At 52.0% G+C, this 25,813-nt stretch carries 24 protein-coding genes; 19 read left to right on the forward strand and 5 right to left on the reverse strand.

What is annotated here, in order from left to right; genetic code table 11:
• Nucleotides 1–5: 5 nt before the first annotated feature.
• The 13 genes from AB1I67_RS08925 to AB1I67_RS08985 all read left to right on the forward strand — a co-directional run bounded on the left by AB1I67_RS08925 (nt 6) and on the right by AB1I67_RS08985 (nt 15,581).
• Nucleotides 6–1,025: a Gfo/Idh/MocA family oxidoreductase gene (locus AB1I67_RS08925; protein ID WP_367032591.1), complete on the forward strand. Its 1,020-nt coding sequence runs from the start codon at nt 6–8 to the stop codon at nt 1,023–1,025.
• A 167-nt stretch (nt 1,026–1,192) separates the two neighbouring features.
• Complete coding sequence (locus AB1I67_RS08930) at nt 1,193–2,212, forward strand: hypothetical protein (RefSeq protein ID WP_367029530.1); 1,020 nt, start codon at nt 1,193–1,195, stop codon at nt 2,210–2,212.
• Nucleotides 2,209–3,828: a hypothetical protein gene (locus tag AB1I67_RS08935; RefSeq protein WP_367029531.1), complete on the forward strand. Its 1,620-nt coding sequence runs from the start codon at nt 2,209–2,211 to the stop codon at nt 3,826–3,828. Before AB1I67_RS08930 ends, AB1I67_RS08935 begins: the two co-directional genes overlap by 4 nt.
• Nucleotides 3,829–3,877: 49 nt before the next feature.
• The gene (locus AB1I67_RS08940; protein ID WP_367029532.1) at nt 3,878–5,509 is read left to right on the forward strand and encodes a histidine kinase N-terminal 7TM domain-containing protein; all 1,632 of its coding nucleotides are present in this window, start codon (nt 3,878–3,880) and stop codon (nt 5,507–5,509) included.
• 48 nt (nt 5,510–5,557) lie between these two features.
• Nucleotides 5,558–6,199, forward strand: a complete 642-nt coding sequence (locus tag AB1I67_RS08945; protein ID WP_367029533.1) for a response regulator transcription factor — start codon at nt 5,558–5,560, stop codon at nt 6,197–6,199.
• Nucleotides 6,200–6,326: 127 nt separating this feature from the next.
• Entirely contained in the window at nt 6,327–7,589 is a 1,263-nt protein-coding gene (locus AB1I67_RS08950; protein WP_367029534.1) for an N-acetylmuramoyl-L-alanine amidase family protein, read from the forward strand.
• Nucleotides 7,590–7,897: 308 nt separating this feature from the next.
• On the forward strand, nt 7,898–8,206 hold the full coding sequence (locus tag AB1I67_RS08955) for a hypothetical protein (RefSeq protein WP_367029535.1): 309 nt from the start codon (nt 7,898–7,900) through the stop codon (nt 8,204–8,206).
• An 88-nt stretch (nt 8,207–8,294) separates the two neighbouring features.
• Nucleotides 8,295–9,188, forward strand: coding sequence for a LysR family transcriptional regulator (locus AB1I67_RS08960; RefSeq protein WP_367029536.1), 894 nt, complete (start codon nt 8,295–8,297; stop codon nt 9,186–9,188).
• Between the two features lie 145 nt (nt 9,189–9,333).
• Nucleotides 9,334–10,638, forward strand: a complete 1,305-nt coding sequence (aroA, locus tag AB1I67_RS08965; RefSeq protein WP_367029537.1) for a 3-phosphoshikimate 1-carboxyvinyltransferase — start codon at nt 9,334–9,336, stop codon at nt 10,636–10,638.
• An 18-nt stretch (nt 10,639–10,656) separates the two neighbouring features.
• Nucleotides 10,657–11,742 carry a TAXI family TRAP transporter solute-binding subunit gene (locus tag AB1I67_RS08970; RefSeq protein WP_367029538.1) on the forward strand — a complete coding sequence of 362 codons (1,086 nt, stop codon included), beginning with the start codon at nt 10,657–10,659 and terminating at the stop codon, nt 11,740–11,742.
• A gap of 42 nt (nt 11,743–11,784) precedes the next feature.
• Complete coding sequence (locus AB1I67_RS08975) at nt 11,785–13,683, forward strand: TRAP transporter permease (RefSeq protein WP_367029539.1); 1,899 nt, start codon at nt 11,785–11,787, stop codon at nt 13,681–13,683.
• 55 nt (nt 13,684–13,738) lie between these two features.
• Nucleotides 13,739–14,647 (forward strand): hypothetical protein, encoded by a 909-nt coding sequence (locus AB1I67_RS08980; RefSeq protein WP_367029540.1) that lies wholly within the window; start codon nt 13,739–13,741, stop codon nt 14,645–14,647.
• A 295-nt stretch (nt 14,648–14,942) separates the two neighbouring features.
• Nucleotides 14,943–15,581 (forward strand): PBECR4 domain-containing protein, encoded by a 639-nt coding sequence (locus AB1I67_RS08985; protein ID WP_367029541.1) that lies wholly within the window; start codon nt 14,943–14,945, stop codon nt 15,579–15,581.
• Nucleotides 15,582–15,679: 98 nt separating this feature from the next.
• On the opposite strand, the gene AB1I67_RS08990 is transcribed toward AB1I67_RS08985, so the two are convergent.
• From AB1I67_RS08990 to AB1I67_RS09010, 5 genes are read right to left on the reverse strand one after another with little or no spacing between them, the layout of a single operon-like run.
• A complete protein-coding gene (locus AB1I67_RS08990) occupies nt 15,680–16,441 on the reverse strand; it encodes an MBL fold metallo-hydrolase (protein WP_367029542.1) in 762 nt (253 codons plus the stop codon).
• Nucleotides 16,438–17,700, reverse strand: coding sequence for a [FeFe] hydrogenase H-cluster maturation GTPase HydF (gene hydF, locus AB1I67_RS08995; protein WP_367029543.1), 1,263 nt, complete (start codon nt 17,698–17,700; stop codon nt 16,438–16,440). Before hydF ends, AB1I67_RS08990 begins: the two co-directional genes overlap by 4 nt.
• 48 nt (nt 17,701–17,748) lie before the next feature.
• Nucleotides 17,749–19,170 carry a [FeFe] hydrogenase H-cluster radical SAM maturase HydG gene (hydG, locus tag AB1I67_RS09000; RefSeq protein ID WP_367029544.1) on the reverse strand — a complete coding sequence of 474 codons (1,422 nt, stop codon included), beginning with the start codon at nt 19,168–19,170 and terminating at the stop codon, nt 17,749–17,751.
• 37 nt (nt 19,171–19,207) lie between these two features.
• Nucleotides 19,208–20,248, reverse strand: a complete 1,041-nt coding sequence (hydE, locus tag AB1I67_RS09005) for a [FeFe] hydrogenase H-cluster radical SAM maturase HydE (RefSeq protein WP_367032592.1) — start codon at nt 20,246–20,248, stop codon at nt 19,208–19,210.
• Nucleotides 20,248–20,508, reverse strand: coding sequence for a TM1266 family iron-only hydrogenase system putative regulator (locus tag AB1I67_RS09010; RefSeq protein WP_367029545.1), 261 nt, complete (start codon nt 20,506–20,508; stop codon nt 20,248–20,250). Before AB1I67_RS09010 ends, hydE begins: the two co-directional genes overlap by 1 nt.
• A 343-nt stretch (nt 20,509–20,851) precedes the next feature.
• On the opposite strand from AB1I67_RS09010, the gene AB1I67_RS09015 reads away from it, so the two are divergent.
• The 6 genes from AB1I67_RS09015 to rpsI all read left to right on the forward strand — a co-directional run bounded on the left by AB1I67_RS09015 (nt 20,852) and on the right by rpsI (nt 25,780).
• Complete coding sequence (locus AB1I67_RS09015; protein ID WP_367029546.1) at nt 20,852–21,745, forward strand: energy-coupling factor transporter ATPase; 894 nt, start codon at nt 20,852–20,854, stop codon at nt 21,743–21,745.
• Entirely contained in the window at nt 21,745–22,593 is an 849-nt protein-coding gene (locus AB1I67_RS09020; protein WP_367029547.1) for an energy-coupling factor transporter ATPase, read from the forward strand. The genes AB1I67_RS09015 and AB1I67_RS09020 overlap by 1 nt, the downstream gene beginning before the upstream one ends.
• Before the next feature lie 37 nt (nt 22,594–22,630).
• Nucleotides 22,631–23,431 (forward strand): energy-coupling factor transporter transmembrane component T, encoded by an 801-nt coding sequence (locus AB1I67_RS09025; RefSeq protein WP_367029548.1) that lies wholly within the window; start codon nt 22,631–22,633, stop codon nt 23,429–23,431.
• Nucleotides 23,428–24,576 carry a tRNA pseudouridine(38-40) synthase TruA gene (gene truA, locus AB1I67_RS09030; RefSeq protein ID WP_367029549.1) on the forward strand — a complete coding sequence of 383 codons (1,149 nt, stop codon included), beginning with the start codon at nt 23,428–23,430 and terminating at the stop codon, nt 24,574–24,576. Before AB1I67_RS09025 ends, truA begins: the two co-directional genes overlap by 4 nt.
• Nucleotides 24,577–24,927: 351 nt before the next feature.
• On the forward strand, nt 24,928–25,362 hold the full coding sequence (gene rplM, locus AB1I67_RS09035) for a 50S ribosomal protein L13 (RefSeq protein WP_367029550.1): 435 nt from the start codon (nt 24,928–24,930) through the stop codon (nt 25,360–25,362).
• A 28-nt stretch (nt 25,363–25,390) separates the two neighbouring features.
• Complete coding sequence (gene rpsI, locus AB1I67_RS09040; protein WP_367029551.1) at nt 25,391–25,780, forward strand: 30S ribosomal protein S9; 390 nt, start codon at nt 25,391–25,393, stop codon at nt 25,778–25,780.
• The last annotated feature ends 33 nt before the right edge of the window (nt 25,781–25,813 follow it).

Raw genomic sequence — 25,813 nt, forward strand, 5'->3', positions numbered from 1 at the left:
CCTGTATGAAATATCAATGGGAATATAAAAGGCGTCTGCGGATTGGGATGGTCGGAGCCGGATCTCATACTTACCGGAATCTGCTGCCGGCATTCAATTACCTGCCAGTGGAACTGAAGGCGATCTGCGGGTATTCGGACCGGAATAAAGGGGAGGCCCTTGCCCGTCAGTATGGCTGCCATTATTGGCAGGGGATGGATGAGCTCCTGGACAGAGAGGAACTGGATGCGGTATTTCTGTGCGTATCTCCGCAGCTGCATCCTGAGCTGGCTATAAAGGCGCTGGATGCGGGGCTTCACATTTATATGGAAAAACCAGCCTCCGCCTCCGCGGAAGCTGTACAGGCAATTCTGGAGCACCGAAAGGATCAGGTCGTAGTTGTCGGATATAAAAAGGCCTTTATGCCCGGTACGGACAAGGCCGTTGAGCTGGTACACGACCCGTCATATGGAAAGCTTAAGTCCATATTATCGGTCTATCCCGTCCATGTGCCGACAGCAGGGGACGACAGGGGGGAATGGCTGGCCAACAGCTGCCACCCGCTTTCTTTTATGGCGGCGGTGGGCGGTGATATCAGGAGTATAGAGACGCTGCGGGGCAGGAGCGGGAATACCATCTGTACAGTAGAGTTTGCAGACGGTGCGATCGGAACTCTGCATGGAGCGACCGGGCCTCATCCCATAGAGTCCTATTCTGTTTTTGGTTCCGACTGGAACTTAAGAATAGAAAATGGCGACCGGGTTATATTAAACCGGGGGATCCCGTTTGAGTACGGCAGGACAGAGAGCTTTGTCTCCTGCGGAGAAACAGGAGGTTCTCTTATATGGGAACCGCAGAACTGCCTGGCGACAATTGAAAACAGTACGTTATTCATACAGGGGATTTATTTTGAGATGAAATATTTTTGTGATTGTGTGCTGGAGAAGGAGAAGCCCGAGCGGGGCACTCTGGAATTTGCGCTGATGATGGCGAAGCTATATGAGGCCGGGATACGGTCGGAAGGCAGCAGGATCTATATTGATTGATCAGTGGAGCGGGATTCTTCGGAAACCTGCTCCTTTTTGTTTTTAGAGTGAACATCGTGACATTTGTCATCGAACATCGTGACGGACGGTATCTACAAACTCAGCCTCCATCCCTATATAATAAGATCATAAGAAACAGGAAAAATTTATGGAAAGAGGGGTTGGGTATGTATATCATCGTAGTGATACTTATCTGGTTTTTGGCTCCGATCGTGGAGTTGGGAGTCATCATTGGGCTGGCGATAGCCAACGATAATAAGAAACGGAAGATCAGGGAGCTGACCGGACGGCTGGAGCGAAATCAGGCGCTGGCTCCGGAGTCCACGGCGGCGGAGCAGGTTTTGGCTGAGGAACAGTCGTGGGCAAGTGAGGATGGACCACACAAAGAACCCATAGAGACAGAAGCAAAAGAGCAGAATAAGAATGACAAGGATTCCTCAGGTTTTCAGCAACCAACCCGTTTAACGCATTTCAGCAGGGAAAATAAGGCGCGCAGCCTTGTCAGAAAAATAGATTTTGCCTCTGCCGCGTTTCAGGGGACGGCAGCGTTGATCATAGGCGTGGTGCTGGTTGTTCTTGCAGGTGCTGTGTTTGCCACAACCACCTGGGAGGTTTTGCCGGATATCTGTAAAGCGGTGGGAGTGCTGCTCTTTGCAGGTCTGTTTTTTGGAACAAGCGCGCTGGCGGAACGTAAGCTGAAGCTGCACAGGACCAGCTGGGCGTTTTATACGCTGGGATGTGTATTTTTATTCCTTACGGTACTGGCGGTTGGGTATTTTGAGATTTTAGGACCGGGATTTGTACTGTCGGGGCTGGGACGATGGCGCGTGCTCTTTGCAGGCAGCCTGATGACCGAGATCGCCTGGTGCTGCGGTTATAAAAGATTCAGGGACCGTGTCTATACCATCTCCTGCCTGTGGGGAATAACAGTCTGCATGACATTCCTTTTGCTGGCCTTGGGACTGGGATACTCCGGATTTATAAACGGACTGATGATCTATGCGGGAATATTGACATTGTATTCCGGGAATCTGGAGGGAATCCTGGATACTGACAGGCAGTCAGAGGTCCCGAAGCCGGATTTCGGACAGCCGGACCCTGACCAGTCTGATCATGATCCGTGTTGGAATGTGGGGGCGGTGATCCGGATTTTCGAGCTGCGCATTTCTGGTGTGTCAGCCTGTTGATGATCTTTCGTGGGATCTGGGGGTCCTATACATTGGGGACGGTGCTTGCTTTGGCAGTACAGCTTCTGGTGACTGACCGGCTTACGGCAGAAATGGCAGCGGGGGCTGATCCAGCAGCCATTGGTGCAAGCGCCAACAGTACAGCAGGAAACGGTACAGCCGGAAGTTCTACGCGGAAAAAACTTCTTCGCTGGCTGATACCGGTTGTTATGTTTTTACTGTTCATGAACGCGCGCGGCTGGTTTAACCTGACCTTTGAACAGAAATGGGACTGGGATGTACTGATGCTCGTTTACCTCACCGCATTATCTGTCTGGGACCTGGTAAGGAAGGAGCGTTTCTGGCTCCTGCTGACCATTGTGGGAGTTATGTCCCAGGCTTTTTACTGGATCATAAATATAAGGCCTCTTCCCATGCTTCTTGTGCTGGCAGGCTATCTGTATCTGAAGCGTGGCCAGGTTGAGGCGGAGGAACGAAGCCTGTACTTAAAGGACAGCTGTCTTTTGATGTTGCTGGGACTGTACCTGTGTGCAGATCATTATGCAGGATTCAGGCTGCAGGCCATAATGCCGTCATTGACCGTATATACAGTGGGGTATGCTGCTGTATTCTGGAAAAAGGGCGGTTTCAGGAATCCGGCTCAGAAACGGGATGAATTTTGGGATGTGCTTGCTGCAGCGATCCCGTCGGCCGCATTGTATTTTTATTATGGGCAGGCTGCTTTTAAAGGTTCGGCCTGGTATCTGATTCCCTGTATGGCAGCATTTGCAGTCTGTTATGGAATCCTGTATCTGGGAGAACGAAGCTGGCCGCATGTTATCCTGGCGCTGTTTGCCCTGCCGCTGCCGTTTATCCTGCTGGACTATAGGGTATTCCCGGAGGACTGGTTTTACGGAGGGTTTGCGGTAGTGTCCCTCGTGCTGGGACTGTTTGCCAGACGGTATGGCGCAGTTGTGCGAAGAAAGGAAGGCCTCTGCGGCTGGTCTGTGGACTGGTATCATATCCTGATCGGCCCGACGTTTGTATTTCTGGCCCTGATCTCCGGTTCTATAGTAAGGACGCAGGTCTGGATGTCGGTCTATCTGATCCTCCTGGCACTGTATCTCCTGCAGTATGCGGCTCTGCCGCGGCTGCGAAAATACGCTGCCACTTCTGCCCTGGCGATCCTGGGGTGGGCATGGTGGGTTCAGAAGCTGATCAGCTGGCCGGAATGGCTGGAGCTGGGAATGCAGATTCTTCCGGTTGCCGGCATGGCGGCGATCCTTCCATTTATCTGGGGAAGGAACCGCGGTACGATGTGGCTTGGGCGCAGTGTGCACACAGCCTGTCTGTTTCTCCTGACGGCGGATGCGCTGATGGCCGGGGATGTCAGCAGGGCTTTGGTTTTGGAGGCAGTATGTCTGGCAGTGTTTCTGGGGAGCCATGCAAGGAAGTCTGTCTGGTGGATGAGGATATCCGGCGCGGTGCTGGTTACGGTAGCGCTTTATATGACCAAGGCATTCTGGCTGAGCATCTCCTGGTGGGTATATCTTCTGGCGGCAGGCCTGGGGCTGATCCTGTTTGCAGCTTTTGGTGAGAAAAGGCGCCAGGAAAAGGAAAAGAATTTTGACAGGTAAATAGATAAAAGGTATACTATGGATAAAGGCGCAGGAGGAGACAGGCAATATGATCTGGACAACATTATTAAATGTAATATATCTCGCAGTGATCGCCCTGTCTTTCTATATGGCGGGCTGGCTGCTTTTGAAAGCTGACAGAAACCAGGTCACCAGTTCGCTGGCGGCCTGCCAGATCCTGATGATGCTGTGGTGTATTCCGCAATTGTTTTTGGCTCTGCCCATGAGCCTGGCTGTAAAATATCTGGCATATGGGATTTCCTATATAGGGATCAGCTTCATCGGCCCGGCCTGGCTGCGGTTTGCCTGCCTTTACAGCAAAAGGAGGCTGGGGAAGACGGCGGCATGTATGCTGTTTGTCATAGCTGCGGTGAACTATGCACTGTTCTGGAGCAATGAGTACCATCATCTTTTTTATGAGGTATTTGAGATAGACCGGGTGGTCTATGGACCGGTATTTTATGGTCATATGATATATACGTATCTGTGCGTACTGGCAGGTATGGCGGTAGTCCTGTGGGATTTTCGGAAAAGACAGATCGCCCCAAGAAATATCCTTATGATCGTTCTGGCGGCGGCTGTCCCACTGGGCTTCAACCTGCTGTATATCACAGGGATCGTGAAGGCAGGATTTGATCTGACGCCTCCCGCGTTTGCACTGTCAAGCCTGCTGATGCTTCTGGCGGTGTTCCGCTATGATCTTTTAGATGTCAACCCCATGGCATTTGAGCGGATATTTGATTCCATCGCAGAGGGCGTTATCGTGCATAACCGGAGCGGAGTCATTACCTACTGCAACGAGACTGCCACCCGGTGGACCGGTGCGAAGACAGGGGGGCGGATCGAGGAACTCTCCGGGGAACTTAGCGGCAGCGGGGACATTGACGGGGAGAAGCTCCTTACACTGGAGGGGAACCGGAAGGTGGAAGCCAGGTGTTACCAGTACAGGGACAAGAATGGACAGGTGATCGCAGGTACATTTCTCCTGACAGATGTGGGGAAATATTTTGAGCTTCTGGAACAGAGCCGGGAGCTGGCAATCTCCAATCAGAGACTGGCGATCGAGCGGGAACGGAACCGGATCGCCCAGGAGGTCCATGATACTACCGGACATACTTTGACTATGATCCAGTCCCTGCTGAAGCTGATGCGGGTGACATGGAGGACTCAGGAGGCGGAGGACAGAACTGGGAGTGAGAGTGGGGAGCAGTTTGAGGAGTACCTGGCACAGGCCCAGGAGCTGGCTGGTTCCGGGATCCGACAGCTGCGCTGTGCCATCAATCAGATGCGTCAGACAGCAGCTTATGAACTGGTGACCCAGGGGGTGTATCAGCTGGCCGGACAGGTGAAGGAGCTGAAAGTGGATGTGGAGATCCAGGGAGAGGACGGGCCGGCATACTCCCATCTGTCTTCTGTTGTGTACAGCTGTGTGCGGGAAGCCATCACCAACTGTCTGCGCTATGCGGGAGCCGCACACATGGATGTGATCCTCAAATTCCTGCCTGAGGGATTAAACCTCTATCTGTTTGACGACGGCGCAGGCTGCGGGGAGATCGTGGAGGGGAACGGAATCCGAGGTATCCGGGAGCGTGTGGAGCAGGCGGGAGGAACGGTGCGTTTCCGCTCGGAGAGCGGGGCAGGATTCCAGATCACCATACAGCTTCCGCTGAAAGAAACGTGAATACAGCCACAGCAGTATACAGGAAAATCATAGATCATGGAGGACCGGATGAAAATAAAAGTACTGATAGCAGATGATATCCAGATCCTGCGGCAGGGCCTGCGGGCCATCCTCATGCAGGATGGGGACTTAGAGGTGGTTGGCCTGGCTTCCAATGGGAAAGAGGCGTGGGAACTGTGCGGCAGGGAGCACCCGGACGTGGTGCTGATGGACATGCGTATGCCGGAGTATGACGGGGCTTACGGGATCAGGCGGATCAAAGCAGATTACCCGGGTATCCGTGTGCTGGTGCTGACTACATTTGACGACCGGGAGACGGTGGACGCAGCTATGGACAGCGGAGCGGACGGCTATATCTTAAAGGAAATGGAGGATGAGAAGGTCATCCAGTCGGTGAAAGCGGTACACGCCGGTATGCGGATATTTGGGGAGAGCATTTTTGAAAATATCAGACGGCCCGCGGTTCCTGCAAAAGGGGCGGATGCAGCTCAGGTCCCGGAGCTGACGCCGCGGGAGCGGGATATGATGAGGCTTGTGGCCCAGGGTCTGGACAACCGGGAGATTGCAGCCGAGCTGTTTCTGGCAGAAGGCACGGTCCGCAATAACATTTCCCGTTTGCTGGAGAAGCTGTCCCTAAAGGACCGGACCCAGCTGGCGGTATTTGCGGTGAAGCATGATCTGGATACATAGATTCTTAATAGTTTTGCAATAAGGTAAGAATATCGTAAGTTGACCATACATCGTCCGCAGTTTATAATAAAATTACAAAGTAAACGGATAGTTTCAGAAAAACAGTTTTTTGGAAAAGAGGGAGTTTATGGGTAAAAAGAAATATTTATTGTGGACTGCACTTTTTGCAGCGTGTGTCAGTGCGATGGGGGCGATGACATCACTGGCGGCAGACAAAACGGTTTCCAGTGTCAGCATACGGGTGAATACCAAGCTGGAGCCGGGGACTTCACTGCCCGATATAGACTATAATAATACGGGCGGAACCGAGGTCTCAGATGGCGATATCTGCATTTCCTCATCTTCTGATAAGTATTCCATAACAGCAGTTGACTGGGTGACGTCCAAGTCTAAGACGATGGATGTAGGAGACCAGCCGGAGATGAAGGTCACGCTGAGTCCCAGTGTGGATTATCAGTTTAAGGGGACTTACCGCTCCAGCAATGTCAGTATCAAGTACGGTACCTTTGTCAGCGCCAAAAAGAGCGGCGACGACCTGGTCGTGAGGCTGAGAGTACGCGCGATCAAAGGAACCTTCTCACCGCCGGAGGATGCATACTGGAAGGATAACTCGAAGGGAACGGCCAGATGGGAAGAACCGGAGGAAGGCGGTACCGGTCGCTACGAGGTCGTGCTCAGGAAAGGTTCGACCAAGATCCATTCGGTGGAGACCACATCCCGCAGCTACAATTTCTATCCCTATATGACCAAAGCAGGGACCTACACCTTCCGGGTGCGCACCATTGCCAAGACGACAAGAGAAGAAGATTATGGACAGAGCAGCGAGTGGGTGGAGTCAGACGAGATCTACCTTGCCAAGGAGGACGTCTCTGACGGCAGCGGACAGAGTAGTTCAGGAGGAACCAGCAGCGGCCCAGGCACCAGCGCCGGACCGACAGGCAACACCAGAGTGGGCTGGCAGTACATCAACAATTACTGGTACTACTACTATCCGGACGGCTCCTGGCAGAAGGACGGCTGGGCGGCGGTGAACGGCAAGTGGTATCTGTTCCAGAGTGACGGAAAGATGCTGACCGGCTGGCAGAACCGCAACAACCAGACCTACTACCTTGCGGACAGCGGTGAGATGGTCATCGGCTGGGTGAAGTGGAATAATCACTGGTACTACATGAATCCGACCCAGGATGCCTATGTGGGCTGTATGCTCAAGAACCGCTGGGCTGATGTGGGCGGGAAGAGCTACTATTTCGGCAATGACGGCGCCATGGCAGAAGGCTGGGTACAGGTGAACGGCAGTTGGTACTACTTCTATCCTGGCTCAGGGCATAAGGCAGTGAACACCTGGATCAATACATTTTATGTGAATGAGAATGGCGTATGGGTTCAGTAAGCTTATCGTAGCTTGATGAAGGAAGAAAAGCGTTAAGAAAATAGTTATCAATAAATTGCAAAAAAGTTCTTTACAAGCTAAAAAATAATGGTATAATCGTTATACAAACAAAGTTTGTTTTCTCTGCTGCGGAGAAGAAAAATATGAGCAGAATAAATGTTAAGCGAACAGCGTAAGCTATAAGCAATCGGGAGCAGCTCCTGATTTCTCTGCTGCGGAGAGTTTAAATATGAGCAGAATAAACGTTAGCTGCAGGAAAGGGTTCTGGTTTTCCAGAGCCCTTTCTTTTCAATTTTACCGGAGGTGGCATGTATAACATCATACAACTAAAGCACTTGAAGTCAAAGCCTAAAATTAACGATATTTCTTTACATCTGCTCTGTGAATACTATGAAGCTTTTTTAAATCCGTTTATCTATCAATACGAAATCGAATTTGCAAACCACACTAAAAAGAAACTTAAGCTTAAATTTGAACTTGAAAATTTCTGCCATTTATTAGGTCTTGAATCAGTCGCTAAAAATTCTGTGAAATCGGCGGAACGATTCCAATATAAAGGAAAAACTGGTTGTTCCCACTGCCGTAACAAGGTCTGGGACTATTTTCCAAAAGAATAAAATGGGAATGATTTACAAGGAGATCGTTGCTGGTTATAATGTATTTTATGGTAGTACTACGGGGAGTGGAAGATGGGGAGGAAAAATCATGGAATTGAATCAGCTTAGGTATCTGGTCAAATTGAGTGAGATCCAGAACTTTTCAAAGGCAGCGGAGGCGCTCTATATAACACAGCCGACGCTGTCGCAGCAGATTGGGCGGCTGGAGGAAGAGTTGGGTGTGAAGTTCTTTGAGCGGACGACCAGAAGCGTGGTGCTGACGGAGATTGGAAGTAACTGTGCTGCCTGTGCGAAGGCCGCTTTAGAGCGCATTGACGACATGGTGTCGGCGGCAGAGAAGTATAAGCGGTCGGAGAATACGGAGCTGTTGGCGGGAATCCTGACAGTGCTACCGCAGATTGGTATCACGGATATCATTGCGGATTTTCGCGAAAAACGCCCGGAAACGAAAATAGAGCTGATGTTTGGATGGAGCGCGGATTTGATCGAGATGCTGCTTCAGAAAAAGCTGGATATCATCATATCCAATGTGTATTTTGAGGAGATGAAGAACAAGCAGGAGAGGCTTAACATAGTTCCGTTCCTGGAGGACAGGCTGGTTGTGGTCGTGAGCAATAGAAGTCCTTATGCGGACAGGGATGAGATTGCGCTGCAGGAGTTTGTTCAGGAGCGGTTTTGGGTGGTGGACCCCAATTCCAGTGTAAAAATTGCTGTGGAGAGGAAGATCCAGGAGAGCGGGTATCCGATGCCGGAGTTTAAGAATTGCCACAGTATGGCCAGTGTGATGAAAATGGTGGCGTCCAATTTAGGTGTTTCGGTCATCTCCTCCAATGTGGCGAAGGAGTACCTTCTGCCGGAAGTCAGGATCGTGCCGATCGTTCCGCGCATAAAAACTTCCACGGCGATCATTACGCTGAAAGACGGGAATGAATCCCGGAGAGTGAAGGACTTTAAAGAATTTTTTCTGAATTCCATATCGTAAAATTCATCTCCAGCTTGTGCACGGCATGTGAAAAAGACGGATTTATAGATACAGTCTATAAATGAATTGATAGTAACTATTTCACAATTCACATTGCCGGATTTATACTTAAAATATAAAAAATGCACAAGACTGGAGGGGTTGTATGTATTACAAAATTTCACCGGGCGGTAGTCTTTTGGGAGATGTCAGGATTCCAGGGTCCAAGTCCGGCACAGCCAGGGGACTGATCATCGGTACGCTGGCGGAGGGGGTCTCACGTATCCAGAATCCCATGCCCGGAATTGACAGCTATTCGATCGCGGACTGCTGCCGGGCGCTTGGCGCAAAGATCGATACGGACAATGAGAAGGAGTGGATCGTAGAAGGAGTGGGGCTTGAGAATCTGAAGGTGCCGTCCTGTGTCCTGGATGTGGGAAATTCCGGGACTGGATATTATTTCCTCACAACCCTGGCGGCGATGATCCCGGGGAAATCTGTAGTGACCGGGGATTATCAGATCTGCTACCGGCCCATAGCCCCCCTTTTAAAAGCGATCAGGGAGCTTGGCGGCAGTGTGGTTTCGAGCCGTGGCAATGAGCTGGCGCCGCTTATGGTGGAAGGCCCGATGGAAGGCGGTCATACGGTCCTTATGCCGGGAGAGAATGTGCAGTGGTCAATCGGGCTGATGGTGTGCTGTCCGCTCCTGAAAGGCGACACAGTCATAAAGTTCCACAATCTTGGCGAGCGTCCTTATGCGGCGCTGACCATGGACTGGATGAAGGCTGCTGGTGTGGAGATCATCAATCATGATTACGAGGATTTCGTGATACCTGGCGGACAGGTTTACCATCCGTTCACGAAAAAAGCGCCGTCAGACTGGTGCGGGGCGTCCTATCCGATGGTGGCGGCAGCCATCACAGAAGGCTCAAGGATACGGCTCCTGGATATGGATATCCATGATTTCCAGGGGGAAAAGATGTACGTGGACATTATCAATCAGATGGGCGGGCATGTGGAAGTGTTAAATGACGGGGCGGACGGTGTGATCGTGGAAGGCGGACATGAGCTGCACGGGATCGAGATTGACTGCAAAAATACGCCGGACGCCATTCCTGCGCTGGCGGTCCTGGGATGTTATGCACAGGGCAGGACCGTTCTTAAAAATATCCAGGCATGCCGCATGAAAGAAACGGACCGGTGTAAAACCATTGTGGAGGAACTGACCAAGATGGGAGGCAGGTTTGAGGAATATGAGGACAGTCTGGTGATCCATCACAGTAAATTACATGGAGCGACGTTGAGCGGGCATCACGACCACCGGATCGTCATGGCGTCAACCTGCGCGGCGCTGATGGCTGACGGAGAGACTCTGATTGATTCGGCAGAACATGTGGGAGTGTCATTCCCAAGATTTTATGAGGAGATGACCGGAATTGGAGCAGATATCAGACGGCTGGTGGAAAAATAGTCAGAAGGGAGTTTCATTATGATAAAAAGAATTATAGCAGGTATTTTGGTTACAACCATGTGCATCAGTATGACGGCGTGCGGAGGCAGCAGCGGACAGAAACCAGCGGCGCAGGATACGGCGGCGCAGTCAGGGGCACAGGCAGGCAGCTCCGGTGGAGAAGCTTCGGGGACTGGATCTGCAGGGGCAGAGAAATCCGGCTCCATAAAGCGGATCACGATCGGGACGGCAGGAACCGCAGGAGCGCTGTATCCCATGGGGGTTGCCATGGCCCAGACTATCACGGATCACGTAGATGGGATCGCGGCTACGGGTGAATCCACCGCTGCATCCATCGAGAACTTAAGGAATATGCATCAGGGTGCAATGGAACTGGGCATATCCCAGACTGAGGTGGCTTCCTTTGCCTATTATGGGCAGCGGGACTATGAGGGAGAGGCCTATGAGGACATCCGGGCATTATTTTCCACCATTTACAATTACCTTCAGGTATTCACACTGGAGGGAAGCGGGATTGAGAGCATAGCGGACCTGGAGGGCAAGACGGTCAGCATGGGGGCAGCGGGAAGCGGCGGAGAAATGGCGGCCCGTGCGCTGCTTGCTGTGTACGGCCTGGATTATGACAGCGTGGACGCCCAGTTCATGGGGGAATCTGACGGTGTTACTGCACTGAAGGACGGCAAGATCGATGCAATGATAGCCACCAACCCGATTGGTTCAGCGAGCCTTACAGAGCTGACTACATCTGCTGACGCAAAGCTTCTTCCGATCGACAATGATGCATTTTATGAGGCATATCCTGCCTATACAAAATACACAGTACCTGGAAATACCTATACAGGGATAGAAGAGGATGTGATAATCCCCAAATCCCGGATCATCATGTGCACCTCCACCAATTCCGGTCTGACGGATGACGAGGTATATGAGATCGTGAAAGCGGTCTGGGAAAACCGTGCGGAGTGGAGTGAGAGCGCAAAATCCGTTTCCACTCAGGCGGTTCTTGAAACGGCTCTGGAGGAGATCGATATCCCGCTCCATCCGGGAGCGGTCCGTTATTTCGAAGAAAAAGGGATGGAGATCCCGGATAAGCTGAAAAAATAGCAGAAATCGGGGTACCCTTTGCAGGCGATAGGAGGAGAGAGCATGGATCCGGCGGGTAAAAAGATACAAAAATGTTTGGTATTGTTACTTTCGTTAAGTTGTCTGGTGGTATCTCTGTTTCACATTTATGTGGCATGGGATTCGTCCATCAGCGTGGCGCAGCAGAGGGTGCTCCATGTGTTTTTGATGCTCTTTCTCTATTTTCTGTCCCAGACGGTGCAGTATATAGAGAAAGACAAACGATGGAGCGCCGCAGCGCACCTTATCTTTACTGTAGTAATCATTGTGGTGGGGATTTATTTTGTAAAGAATACCACGTTGGCGGCTCTGGCAAAGCGGGGGATCTCCGGTGCGGACAAGACGGATATTGTGATGGGCTGTATCATGGTCGCGGCAATCCTGTTTATTGCGTGCAGGACGGTCGGATGGGCGCTCACGGTCCTGTCAGTGATCTTCATAGCCTATGCCCTGCTTGGCCCGTATATGCCGGACCTGATTGCGCATAAGGGCTACCGGATCCCCTACATCATAAGCTATGTGGCATGGACGACGGAATCCGTGTTCGGCTCCTGCATTGGCGCGTGTGTTTCTTTTGTGGCGCTTTACATTGTGTTCGGAGAACTGCTTGACAAGTTCGGTGCGGGACAGTTCTTTATTGATATCGCCTATGCTCTCACCGGGAGGATGAAGGGGGGACCGGCGGAGGCGTCCGTCGTTTCCAGCGCTCTGATGGGGTCGATCAACGGCAGTGCGGTGGCCAATGTGGTCACCACGGGCACGTTTACGATCCCGCTGATGAAAAAAGTCGGCTATAAACCGGAGTTTGCGGGAGCGGTGGAAGCCGTGGCGTCCACCGGGGGCCAGCTGCTTCCTCCGGTCATGGGGGCAGCCGCGTTTGTGATGGCGGATATGACAGGGATTCCCTATTCTCAGATCATCATTGCGGCGATCATTCCCGGTATCCTCTATTACATAAGCCTGGGGGTATCGGTATATTTGGAGGCAGATAAAGGGAATATGACGGCGGAGGATCCATCCCGGCTTCCGCAGGTGAAACGTGTCCTGCAGGGCGGATGGTACTATGCGATCCCGATCGTTGTCCTGATCGCTGCGCTGATGGGCTTCGGTCTGTCGGCAAACTATTCAGCTATCTTTGCGATCCTCTCCCTGCTGGTGATCGGAATAGGGAAATGCCTGCTCCGGGAGAAGCGGTTTCCCTTAAGAGAGCTTTACAATGCCCTGGTCAGTGCGGCAAAGACCACCATACCGGTGTCCATCGCCTGTGCCTGCGCGGGGATCGTGATCGGTATCGTGAGCATGACGGGGATCGGAGTGAAATTCACCAGCATCGTGTTCCGTGTATCCGGCGGAAACCTGTTCTTTATGCTGCTCATGATCATGCTGGCATGCATTGTTATGGGGATGGAACTGCCGTCTACCGCTGCGTACATTATCGCAGCCAGTATCGGCGCGCCGGCATTGGTGGAGGCGGGGATTCCTCTGATCGCAGCCCATCTGTTTGTGTTCTATTTTGCGATCATGTCCTTTATCACGCCGCCGGTAGCCATGTCCGCCTATGCAGCGTCAGGGATCGCGGGCAGCAGCTCGGCAAAGACCGGCTGGCTTGCATTTATGCTGGGCCTGCCCGGATTTATTATCCCGTTTATCTATGTCTACAGGCCGGCGCTGCTGATCATTGATACGCCGGTACTGGATACAGTCGTTGTGGCGGTATTTACCACGCTTTCGGTTGTCGTGATATCTGTTGCGGTCATTGGATGGTTTAAGCGAAAGCTGACTCTGGCGGAGCGGGCAGTTCTGTCCGCGGCAGCCGTGCTCATGGCGATGCCGCACCTGGTATTTAACCTGGCGGGAGCAGCCGCAGCGGGAATAGTGGCTGGCTACATCATTTTTAAAAACAAAAACACAGTTTCTTCATAATTTCCCTGTATAATACAAATGATAAAAGCCACGGTTTTTTGGGGAGAGGTGACGGATGAATACAGGGAAATGGTTTCAGGATTTGATGAGCGGCGGCAGGCTGATGGGGGTATGCCTAACAGCAGCCGCATTGTCGGCAGCCGTATTTTTCACTACAGCCGCCGGAGTTGCGGAGGTCATGGTATTCTCCGCCTACGCGTCGGATAAAGCGGTGGAGCAGGTGTATTTAGGCGCGCCGCAGCATGTGTGGTGGGAGACGGACACGATGGGAAAATGGTCGTCTGTCAGCAAAGCGCACGAGTATCAGGTGAAGCTCTATATTGCGGATTCTGTGAGCCGGAACGAAGAGAACTGGAAGTACATTGATTTTAATGATGAGGATATGCTGGAAGCAGAGTGTGTGATGACAAAGCGGACGTCGGAGCTGAGCTGCGATTTCACCAATTATATGAACGATCTGCACTCTTACTTTTTCGTGGTGCGGGCGACCCCGAAGGTGAGCGAGCAGGCGTATGTGTCTGCCGGTGAGTGGGTGGCTTCCCCGGATGTGGATTTTCGTGAGAAACAGGTCCAGGGCATCACGGAAGGGAAATGGCGCAATTATCTGGAGGGCAGTAAGTATGAGGACGGCGACGGGAATTTCCTGCCGGGCGGCTGGCATCTGATCCGGGGAAGCTGGTATCTGCTGGATGCAGACGGATACCGGCTGGACGGCTGGCAGACCGTGGATGGAGACCGCTATTATCTGGGAGAGACGGGCCAGATGGCCACAGGCTGGTTTGTGTGGGACGGAAACTGGTATTATGCAGATCAGAGCGGCAGGATGCAGACAGGCTGGGTGATGGATCAGCCGGGGAAATACTATTATCTCAATGAAGATGGTATCATGGCTCACAATGTGGTGGTGGACGGATACTGGCTGGATGACAGCGGGCAAGCCTCAATGGATGAAAAAATAAGTTGATTTTTTAGTGTAATCGGATATAATATAAGTAGAGCAGTAATGCCTCGATGTGAGAGCATCGTAAAAAGTTGTGCTGCAGATGGAGCAGGTTAAATGTCCATTTCGTTAGATGCCTTAACTGGGCATCGAGCCTGGCAGCTTGGATAAAGTTGTAGTCCACGTGGGGGACTTAATGATTTCCACGTCGTTATGGGTATCTTAACTGGATGCCGAGGCTGACAACCAGCATAAAACTCTTTTTGAAAAAATCTTTGAGGGGTGTGGAGACACACTCCTCTTTACGTTAGAGGTGCAAATGGCAACAAAAATCGATAAAAAGAATGCAATACGACAAGATATTATAGATGCTGCAGAAATATATAGGGATCGTTTGGCAGGTAAAAATTTTCTTTATATATATGGAGAAGAATATTTTGAGGTTTCATTTCCAACAGATCACTTTTTACATCTTACTGGGGTGGAAACAAGTTTATCAGCTAAGGACTTCTACAAAAATTCTAAAAAAGGAAAACTTACTGCCAGGCAGTTTTTCTTTTCAGACAGACATCCGTATGCAAATGCAAAGAAAAAACTCCCATGTTTAAAGCGTCTCCCAGAATTGACCAATGATATGGTATGCATTTTGAAAGATATGCAGACAGTATCGATTGTTTATAAAATAAGTGTCACCAATCTGGAATTTACACTTGGACTTACTGAGAATATAGATGGAAAGGGAAAGAAAATAAATGATTTATTTCTTCCTATGTCACTCAGAGTGGGAGACTCATCAGTAGCCAAAAGTAATGATGGTGAGGTTGTTGATTTTATTTTTTCAAAGGATGCGTGTGATTCCAAATATAAGGATTTGATTGTGAATGATAGAGGAAAAAACATACCAGAAAGTGTGCATCATTTAGTTGCAGATTACTTTTATGATGAGAAAACAGAATAATACATAACTATGACAGACGCGCGGCTGCTTCCCAAAGCTATGCACCCGCGCAGAATATTTTGTCATGTACAATGAAGAAATTCAGAAGTAGTCATGTTTTACAACCACACCGCCCAGTCCCCATACTCAAAGGTCCCGCTGCCATGGTGCAGCTTCCTTTCTGCCTCAAGCTTTCGGAATTCATCACGCATCCTGACAATGATCTCAGGCTGGATGTCCAGGGAGTGATGGGCGGGGAATATTTTTGTGGCAGGCAGGGCGGCAAGCCTCTCAAGAGAACGGAGGTAGCTTTCTGGATCGGTGGAAGGATAATAGGCGAACAGGGTATCTTTGTAAACCAGATCCCCGGTAAAGAGATACCCCCGGTCCTCCTCCCAGAAACACAGGTGCCCCGGCGAATGGCCCGGAGTGTGCAGGATGCGGATGCTGCGTCCGCCCAGGTCGATCACATCGTTGTCCTGCACAAGCTTCGAGGGCATCCCCTGGAAAAACTCGTAGGTATCCACGTCATAGCCTTCCGGCAGGTCGCAGCGGTCAACTACCATGTCTTTGATGGTTTCCAGCGTCAAAGGAAAGGCGCCGTTTAACCAGTCCAATTCCTCTCCATGTGCATAGAAATCAGGAAAATACCGGTGTCCACCGATGTGGTCCCAGTGGATATGGGTGGCGACGGCTGTGACAGGCTTGTCTGTCAGTTTTACTACTTCGTCATAAATATTGCAGATCCCAAGCCCGGTGTCGATCAGCAGGCTTTTGTCCGCACCGTTTAAGAGATAGCAGTGGGTCTCCTCCCAGTGCCGGTATTCGCTGATGATAAATGTGTCCTTGTCAATTTGTTCCATCGTGAACCAGTTGTTCATACTTCTTTCTCCTCGTCTATTTTCCTGAGCAGGCAGGGAAACAGTCCCAGGCTCCTCTCCAGGATTCCTTTTAAAAATGCAATGGTGATGCCATAATTGGTAAATGGTACGGCAGCATCTTCCGCACACTTCTGCCGGTAATGGATCTCCCGCTCGTTCAGCATACAGCCGCCGCAGTGGATCACCAGGCGGTAGGGCGAGAGGTCCTCGGGAAAGTCATTTCCGGAGCTGGTATCAAACAGCAGCTCTTTTCCCGTGTAGTTCCTGATCCAGTTGGGAATCTTTACGGAGCCGATATCCCCACACTGGCGATGGTGGGTGCAGCCCTCACAGATCAGCACACGGTCCCCATCCTCCAGACGTCTGATGGAAGAGACGCCAAGGACAGCAGTTTCTAAAAAGCCCTTGTAGCGCGCCATCAGGATGGAGAAGGAGGTCAGGGGGATCGCAGCAGGGACGATCCTGCCGACCGCTTCAAAAGCCTGGCTGTCCGTGATGACCATGGCGGGCAGGATGCCTTTTAAGACCAGCCTGTCAAGGATTTCGGAGAGCTCTGTATCTTTTGTTACCACAGAAACAGCCCCGGCCTCCAGGATATCCCGGATCATCTGCTGCTGCGGCAGGATCAGCCGCCCCTTCGGCGCGGAAGAATCGATGGGGATGACCAGAACCGCAAGGTCACCGGGACTTAAAAGGTCTCCCACCAGACGGCGGTTGAGACTGTCTGTCTGTACCAGGGAGGCGATCCGTTCCTTCAGTTCATGGATGCCGGAGCCTTTCAGGGCGCTGACACAGATGGAAGGCTCGCCATCTGCAGCAGGAACGCCTGCCGCAGATATCCCTGCCGCAGATGTGCATCCGACAGCCAGATCACATTTATTGTAAACTACAATATAGGGAATCTGCTTCTCCTTAAAAAGTGAGATCAATTCCTCGTCCGCTGCGGTCCTGCCCTCGCTCTGGTCGATGACCAGAACAGCGCAGTCCGATTTGTTTAATATCTGCCGGGTGCGTTTGATGCGCAGTTCTCCCAGCGCTCCTTCATCGTCAAAACCGGGGGTGTCGATGACGACCACCGGTCCCATGGGAAGCAGCTCCATAGACTTATATACCGGGTCGGTGGTGGTGCCCTTCACATCAGACACCACCGATATCTCCTGCCCGGTCACTGCATTGACGACGCTGGATTTGCCGGCGTTGCGCCGGCCGAAAAAGCCGATGTGGATACGCTCGGCGTAGGGCGTGCTGTTTAATCCCATAGTCAGTCACCTCTCTGTAGAATCCATTGAAAACAGTGGGTACCGGGATCAGAAACGGAAATCCCGGATTCCCTGTTCGATCTTTTCCAGGTGGTCTTTGCAGATCTCACGCACCTTTTCCTTGGGAATGTTGTCAAGCTCTGCTAAGATCAGCTTTTCGCCGATGGCTTTTGTCTCTTCTGAAGCGTAGTCCATCAAGTATTCCTTTAAAGTCATCAGGGCGTTGGGGTGGCAGCAGTTCTGGATCTGCCCGCTCTTGCACAGGCTCATGAAACGGTCGCCGGTCCGTCCCTCCCGGTAGCAGGCCGTACAGAAGGAGGGGATGTAGCCCAGCTCCATCAGCCATTTCACCACTTCATCCAGGGTACGCTGGTCGGAAACGTCAAACTGCTCCGTGTCGGTGGGACGCTCTTCCTCCTGGTAACCGCCCACGGAAGTGCGGGAGCCGCCGCTGATCTGGGATACGCCCAGGCGGATCACTTCCTCCCGCACCTTCTGGCTCTCCCGCGTCGAGATGATCATGCCGGTGTAAGGCACAGCCAGGCGGATCAGGGCGCAGAGCTTTGCAAAGATCTTGTCGTCTATGCCATTGTCAAAGGCGGATGGGTCAATATCATCTGCGTGCTTGATGCGCGGCACGCTGATGGTGTGAGGGCCAACCCCATGCACCGCCTCCAGATGTTCTGCGTGCATCAAAAGTCCGGCAAATTCATATTTATACAGCTCCAGCCCGAACAGAACGCCCAGTCCCACGTCGTCGATGCCGCCCTCCATAGCCCGGTCCATGGCCTCCGTGTGATAGCAGTAGTCATGTTTCGGTCCCGTCGGGTGCAGGGTTTCATAGCTTTCCTTGTGGTAGGTCTCCTGGAAAAGAATATAGGTTCCGATGCCGGCGTCCTTTAACTTCCGGTAGTTCTCCACGGTAGTCGCTGCGACATTTACATTGACCCTCCGGATCGCACCGTTTTTGTGTTTGATGGAATAGATGGTATCGATGCATTCCAGTATGTATTCGATGGGATTGTTGACCGGGTCCTCGCCGGCCTCGATGGCGAGCCGCTTGTGGCCCATGTCCTGCAGTGCGATGACCTCGTCGGCAACCTCCTGCTGAGTCAGCTTCTTGCGTGCAATGTGTTTGTTTTTGCTGTGATAAGGGCAGTAGGTACAGCCGTTGATACAGTAATTGGACAGATACAAGGGCGCGAACATGACAATACGGTTGCCGTAAAACTTCTTTTTCAGTTCTTCAGCCAGGTCATAGATCTCCCGGATCTTTTCCTGGTTCTCACAGGCGAGGAGCACGGAGGCCTCCCGGTGGGTCAGACCCTTGCACAGACGGGCTTTCTCGATGATACTGTCGATGAGCGGGAGATTGTCTTTGTTCTCCTCTGCATAGGCGAGGGTGTTAAGGATCTCCTCGTGGTTGATGAATTCTTCTGCTTTTAATGAAGCTGGATTGTAAGTATACATGATTTCTCCTTTCTTTTGGGTCAGCGTTGCTTCCCCGTCAGTGAATCAGACTGTCGCCGCGGTCTGCTTCGATGCGGTATCCGACGCTCTCCACACGGCGCCTTAAGCATCCCAGGCATTCGGCGGCCTCCTCACCGGTACAGATCTTATTGTCGTAAAGCTCGTATTTCTTCCGCACAGCGACTGGGGATAGATTGGGCATGATCACATTGGCGCCGTGCAAAAGACCGGCTTCCCGTCCGTCCGAACGGGCGGTTCCCAGAGCCGTGGTGGCTGGGAGCAGGACTCCGGGCAGCAGCAGGCGGATGATGGATAAAAGGTACAGGGTCAGGTCCACGGAACCGTTCGGCTCTCTAAAAAAGGGTGTGTCCTTGTGGGAGAGAAACGGTCCGATCCCTACCATATGGGGACGGAATTCCTTGATGAAACGCAGGTCCCGCACCAGATGCTCTGCGGTCTGTCCCGGCGAGCCAACCATAAAGCCGCAGCCAGTCTGATATCCGATATCCCTTAAGTCGTGCAGGCAGTCCATCCGTTTTTTAAAGCTCATGCCCGCCGGATGGAGCATCTCATAATGGGACTGGTCTGCAGTCTCATGGCGGAGCAGGTAGCGGTCCGCGCCCGCGTCAAAAAGCCTCTGATAGCTCTCGTGGCTCCGCTCCCCCAGAGACAGGGTGATGGCGCAATCAGGGAACTCCCGGCGTATGGCGGATACGATGGCAGTCATGCGGGCGTCATCGTACCAGGGGTCTTCTCCACCCTGCAGAACGAAGGTGCGGTAGCCCAAAGCATAGCCCTGACGGCAGCAGGCCAGGATCGTCTCTGTGTCCAGACGGTAGCGCTGTGCGTTCTGGTTGCTGCGGCGGATCCCACAGTAGAGGCAGTCGTTTTTGCAGTAGTTGGTAAATTCGATCAGCCCCCGGAGAAAGACCCGGTTCCCGTACATGTTCCGGCACTGCATGGCAGCCTGTTCCTGAAGAAAATGGTCCGTCTCACCGTCCCGTCCGTTGATCAGTTCCAACAGGCCCTGGTCCGGCAGGTCATGGCGCTCTGCCAGTTCGGCGGCAAGGGCCAGCATCATGTCCCCACTCCTGAGTAGGCGGTCTTGGAGCTGATGCCCTTCAGCTTCCCGATCTTTCCTGAGAGCGCGGAGATGACCGGCTGGGGCGCGTCGATGGCGATGCTGATAATGCTTAAATTCTTCTGGCGGTAGGGGATGCCCATACGCCCAATGATGTACTCGCTGTAGCCATGAAGGATCTCATTGAGCGATTCCACTGCCTCCGGGTTTTCCACAACAATGCCGATTACGGCGATTCTGGTTTCTGGCTGTTCCATCCATAGTCCTCCTTTGAATAATAAATAAACCGTATCGGACTGGTGATCCGGTACGGTCTGCAATATATCCCTCTAAAAAAGTTTGATTGTCTGCCGAACCTTTTACCTCAAACCCAGTTTTTGGTGTCAGGATACAAGGTCATCGTATCACACGAGAGAAAATTTCGCAATAACAAAATATCCTGTCCGATCCCCCGCCTGCCGCCGCTGCAAAATGCGGGACACGCAGGAAAAATATTTTGTCCATATTCTGCCAAATATACTAGGAATACTTGACGGCGCACCAGTTATCGCGTAAAATTGAGAAACGTATCAACGAAGTTTTCAGGAAGGGGAATCCAATATGGGGATTATCAGGGCTTCCAAGTTAATATATGATTATATCCGCAGGGATGAAGAAGACCATGTGGAGGAAGTGAACCGGGCCATTGACGAACTGACGCTGGATATCAAGACCGGCGATTTCGTTGCGATCCTGGGTCACAACGGTTCCGGCAAGTCCACCTTTGCCAAGCAGATCAACGGCATCCTGCTCCCGACGGACGGGACGGTGTGGATATCCGGCATGGACACCGCCGATGACGCCCATATCTGGGATATCAGAAAGACGGCGGGGATGGTTTTTCAGAACCCGGACAACCAGATCATCGGGAATATTGTGGAGGAGGATGTCGGGTTTGGGCCAGAGAACTTAGGTGTTCCCACGGACGAGATCTGGAGGCGGGTAGATGAGAGCCTGGAGGCAGTCGGCATGGCTGCGTTCCGCATGAAGTCGCCCAACAAGCTTTCGGGAGGACAGAAGCAGCGGGTAGCGATCGCCGGCGTCATGGCAATGAAGCCCCAGTGTATCATCCTGGACGAGCCGACCGCCATGCTGGACCCAAACGGGCGGAAAGAGGTGATCTCCACGCTCCATGAGCTGAACCGGAAGGAAGGCATCACGGTGCTTCTCATTACCCATTATATGGAGGAGGTCATCGACGCGGACCGGGTCATCGTCATGGACGACGGGCGGCTGGTCATGGACGGGACGCCGCGTGAGATATTTTCCAGAGTTGGCGAGCTTAAGTCCTACCGCCTAGATGTACCGCAGGTGACGGAGCTGGCTTACGAGCTGAAACAGGATGGTGTGGAGCTGCCGGATGGGATACTGACCATGGAGGAGCTGATGGAGCACCTGCTCCCCATGCTCAAGGAGCGGTATCCGGATGAGGTATGGCTGGAGGAAGAAGCGTAATGTCAATTAAGGCAGAACATGTGAACTATATATATGGAGAAGGCACGGCCTTTGAGCAGTATGCGCTGCGGGATTTAAGCTTTGAGATCGAGGATGGACAGTTCATCGGGCTGATCGGTCACACGGGTTCCGGTAAATCCACCCTGATCCAGCATTTGAACGGGCTTTTGCGGGCGACCAGCGGAACCATCTATTATAATGGAGAGAATATCTATCAGAATGGCTACGACATGAAGGCGCTGCGCAGCAAGGTAGGACTGGTGTTCCAGTACCCGGAGCATCAGCTTTTTGAGGTAGATGTGTTTTCCGACGTTTGTTTTGGACCGAAGAACCAGAAGCTGCCGAAGGATGAGATTGAGGCCAGGGCAAGGGAAGCCCTCAGGCAGGTAGGGCTGGATGAGAAATTCTGGGACCAGTCGCCCTTTGAGCTTTCCGGAGGACAGAAGCGCCGCGTGGCGATTGCCGGGGTGCTGGCGATGCAGCCGGAGGTGCTGATCCTGGATGAGCCGACCGCCGGACTGGACCCGAAGGGCAGGGATGAGATCCTGGATGAGATTGAGACGCTGCACCGGGAGAAGAAGATGACGATCATCCTGGTATCCCACAGCATGGAGGATATTGCGCAGTATGCAGACCGGATCATGGTGATGAACCAGGGAGAAAAGATCTTCGACGCTCCTCCGCGGGAAGTATTCAAGCATTACCGGGAACTGGAGAAGATTGGTCTGGCAGCTCCGCAGATTACCTACATTGTGCATCACTTAAAGGAGCACGGGGTTCCGATCGACAATGATATCACAACCGTTGCGGAGGCGAAGGATGCGATCCTGAAGCTTTTAAAGGATTGACCTGTGGCAGCATATCATATAGAAAGAAGAACAAAAAATGATACGAGATATTACATTAGGACAATATTACCCGGTGGATTCGCTGCTGCACCGGATGGACCCGCGGACCAAGCTGTTCGGTACGCTGGTGTTTATCATTTCTTTATTTATAGCAAACAGCATTCCGGCATATATTGCGGCGGTTGTATTCCTGGCTGGAGCGATCCGGCTGTCGAAGGTGCCGTTTAAGTTCATTGTGCGTGGCTTGAAAGCCATTGTGTTCCTGCTGCTGATCAGCGTCAGCTTCAATCTGTTTCTGACGCCGGGGACGGTCCTGTTCCAGATCGGATTTTTGAAGCTGACGTTGGAAGGGCTGAAAACAGCGGGATTTATGGGGCTGCGCCTGGTATTTTTGGTGATCGGTTCCTCCATCATGACGCTGACCACGACCCCCAACGAGCTGACGGACGGTCTGGAAAAGAGCCTTGGGTTTTTAAATAAGATCGGAGTGCCGGTGCACGAAGTATCCATGATGATGTCCATTGCGCTGCGCTTTATCCCTATCCTGGTTGAGGAGACTGACAAGATCATGAAGGCGCAGATGGCGCGTGGCGCTGATTTCGAGAGTGGGAACCTGATCCAGAAGGCCAAGGCCATGGTGCCGCTGTTAGTGCCGCTGTTCATCTCCGCATTCCGCCGGGCTACGGACTTAGCCATGGCGATGGAAGCCCGCTGTTACCACGGCGGAGAGGGGCGGACCAAGATGAAGCCGCTCCACTATGCGCGGAGGGATAAGATCGCTTACGTTGTATATCTTGTATATTTTGTGATCGTTTTTTTGCTGAGAGGTAGTCTATGAAACGGGTGAAGCTGGTTGTAGCCTATGACGGCACCAACTACTGCGGCTGGCAGCTCCAGCCCAACGGCGTGACCATAGAGGAAGTGTTAAACCGTGCGCTGTCAGAACTTTTAAAGGAGCCTGTCACTGTGATCGGTGCAAGCCGCACCGATTCCGGCGTCCATGCCAGAGGAAATGTTGCAGTGTTTGATACGGAAAACAGGATGCCCGCAGACAAGATCTGCTTTGCCTTAAACCAGCGTCTGCCGGACGACATCCGCATCCAGTCCTCAGAAGAAGTCCCCTTAGACTGGCATCCAAGAAAAGCCAACTGCACCAAGACCTATGAATACAAGATCTTAAACCGTAAGATCGCCATGCCCTTAGAGCGTCTGTACTCCCATTTCTGCTACGTCCCCCTGGACGTAGAAAAGATGAGGCAGGCGGCCCAGTACATCATCGGCGAGCACGACTTCAAGAGCTTTTGCACCGTGCGTACCCAGGCGGAAGAGACCGTGAGGACGGTTTACAGCCTGGATATCACGAAAGAAGATGACATGATCACCATCCGCATCAGCGGAAACGGTTTCCTCTACAATATGGTCCGGATCATCGCAGGGACCCTTATGAAAGCAGGGATGGGAGTCTATCCGCCGGAGCATGTGCAGGAGATCATTGAGGCGAGGGACCGGCAGCAGGCCGGCCAGACCGCGCTGGCAAAGGGACTGACCCTGGTGAGTATGGAGTATGAGACGGAGCTTCCACAGTGGCAGTACAGCGAGAACCTCCACTGGAATTATGACATCCTCCAGTCCCATATCAAGGCGGACGGGATCGCCTATTTCCTGATCGAGCGTTGCGAGGACGAAGAGTGGGAAAGACTGCTCCGGCGAAACATCCACCATGCATTTCAGAACGGCGCGCGAAAGGTTTTTCTGATCGATCTGGAAAAGGACCGCCTGACGCCTGGAGATAGCTACGGATATTATGTGATCGAGGACATGGAGCCTGAAACCATGGGCGATGCCATGATGCTTCTGGATGACGATGAGAACATGGCGATCATGGAGATCCATTGCATGGCGGAGCGAAAGACCGGCGGAATGCCCATGTGGTACCTGGCGGTGGATAGCGGCCCAGCAGTCGCCACTTCCTCCCGCTCTTGAATTTATGTGCGGATGCGAGATACCAGAAGGTCGGCCACGTTCAGTTCAGCCTAGTTTGTTACTATGGGAAGGCGCGGACGGCAGAGTGACCTCCAGATGCGTTCTGCCGTCCGCGCCTTCCACCGCGACACCCTCCCCCGCGCTGAACTGAACGCACTCCCATTATGAATTTTCCCCGCATCCCCCCAAAAATCAAGAAAATCTGCTTGACACACGTGGACAGGTGGGATATAATGTATAACTGTGACGTTAGGTGGAAATGCTTAGGCCAAAGCCCCGGAGTAGGCATTTTACTATAATTGTTAAGCGAAAAGTTGAATCAGAAGCAGTAATTTAACAGGAGGTTAACCAATGAAAAGTTTTATGGCTAGTCCAGCGACAATTGAGAGAAAATGGTACGTAGTAGATGCTACCGGATATACATTAGGACGTTTGGCTTCAGAAGTAGCAAAGGTTTTGAGAGGTAAGAACAAACCGATTTACACCCCGCACATGGACTGCGGCGATTATGTGATCGTAGTAAACGCAGACAAAGTAAAAGTTTCCGGCAAGAAGATGGATCAGAAGATTTACTACAGCCATTCTGATTATGTTGGCGGCATGAAAGAGACCACTCTGCGCGAGATGATGGCGAAGAAGCCGGAGCGCGTTATGGAGCTGGCAGTTAAGGGTATGCTTCCGAAAGGACCTTTAGGAAGAAGCATGATGACCAAACTTCATGTGTATGCAGGCCCGGATCACGAGCAGGCAGCTCAGAAACCAGAAGTTCTGGAAATCAAATTTTAATTAAAGGTACTGAAAGGAGGAAGTTATCATGGCAAACAAATTTTACGGAACAGGCAGAAGAAAAAAATCTATCGCAAGAGTATATCTGGTACCGGGTACCGGCAAAGTTACCATCAACAAGAGAGACATGGATGAGTACTTCGGTCTTGAGACCTTGAAGGTAGTAGTTCGTCAGCCGCTTGTGGCTACCGAGACTACCGATAAATTCGACGTACAGGTTAACGTTCGCGGCGGCGGTTTCACCGGCCAGGCAGGCGCTATCCGTCACGGCATCTCCAGAGCACTGCTTCAGGTTGATACGGATTACAGACCGATCCTGAAGAAAGCAGGCTTCCTGACCAGAGACCCGCGTATGAAAGAGAGAAAGAAATACGGTCTCAAAGCAGCGCGTCGTGCTCCGCAGTTCAGCAAGAGATAATTATTCTGCAAACAGAATATCAAAGATTACGAC

It is taken from the genome of Clostridium sp. AN503, from assembly GCF_040719375.1.
In the GTDB taxonomy this organism is placed as follows: domain Bacteria; phylum Bacillota; class Clostridia; order Lachnospirales; family Lachnospiraceae; genus Brotaphodocola.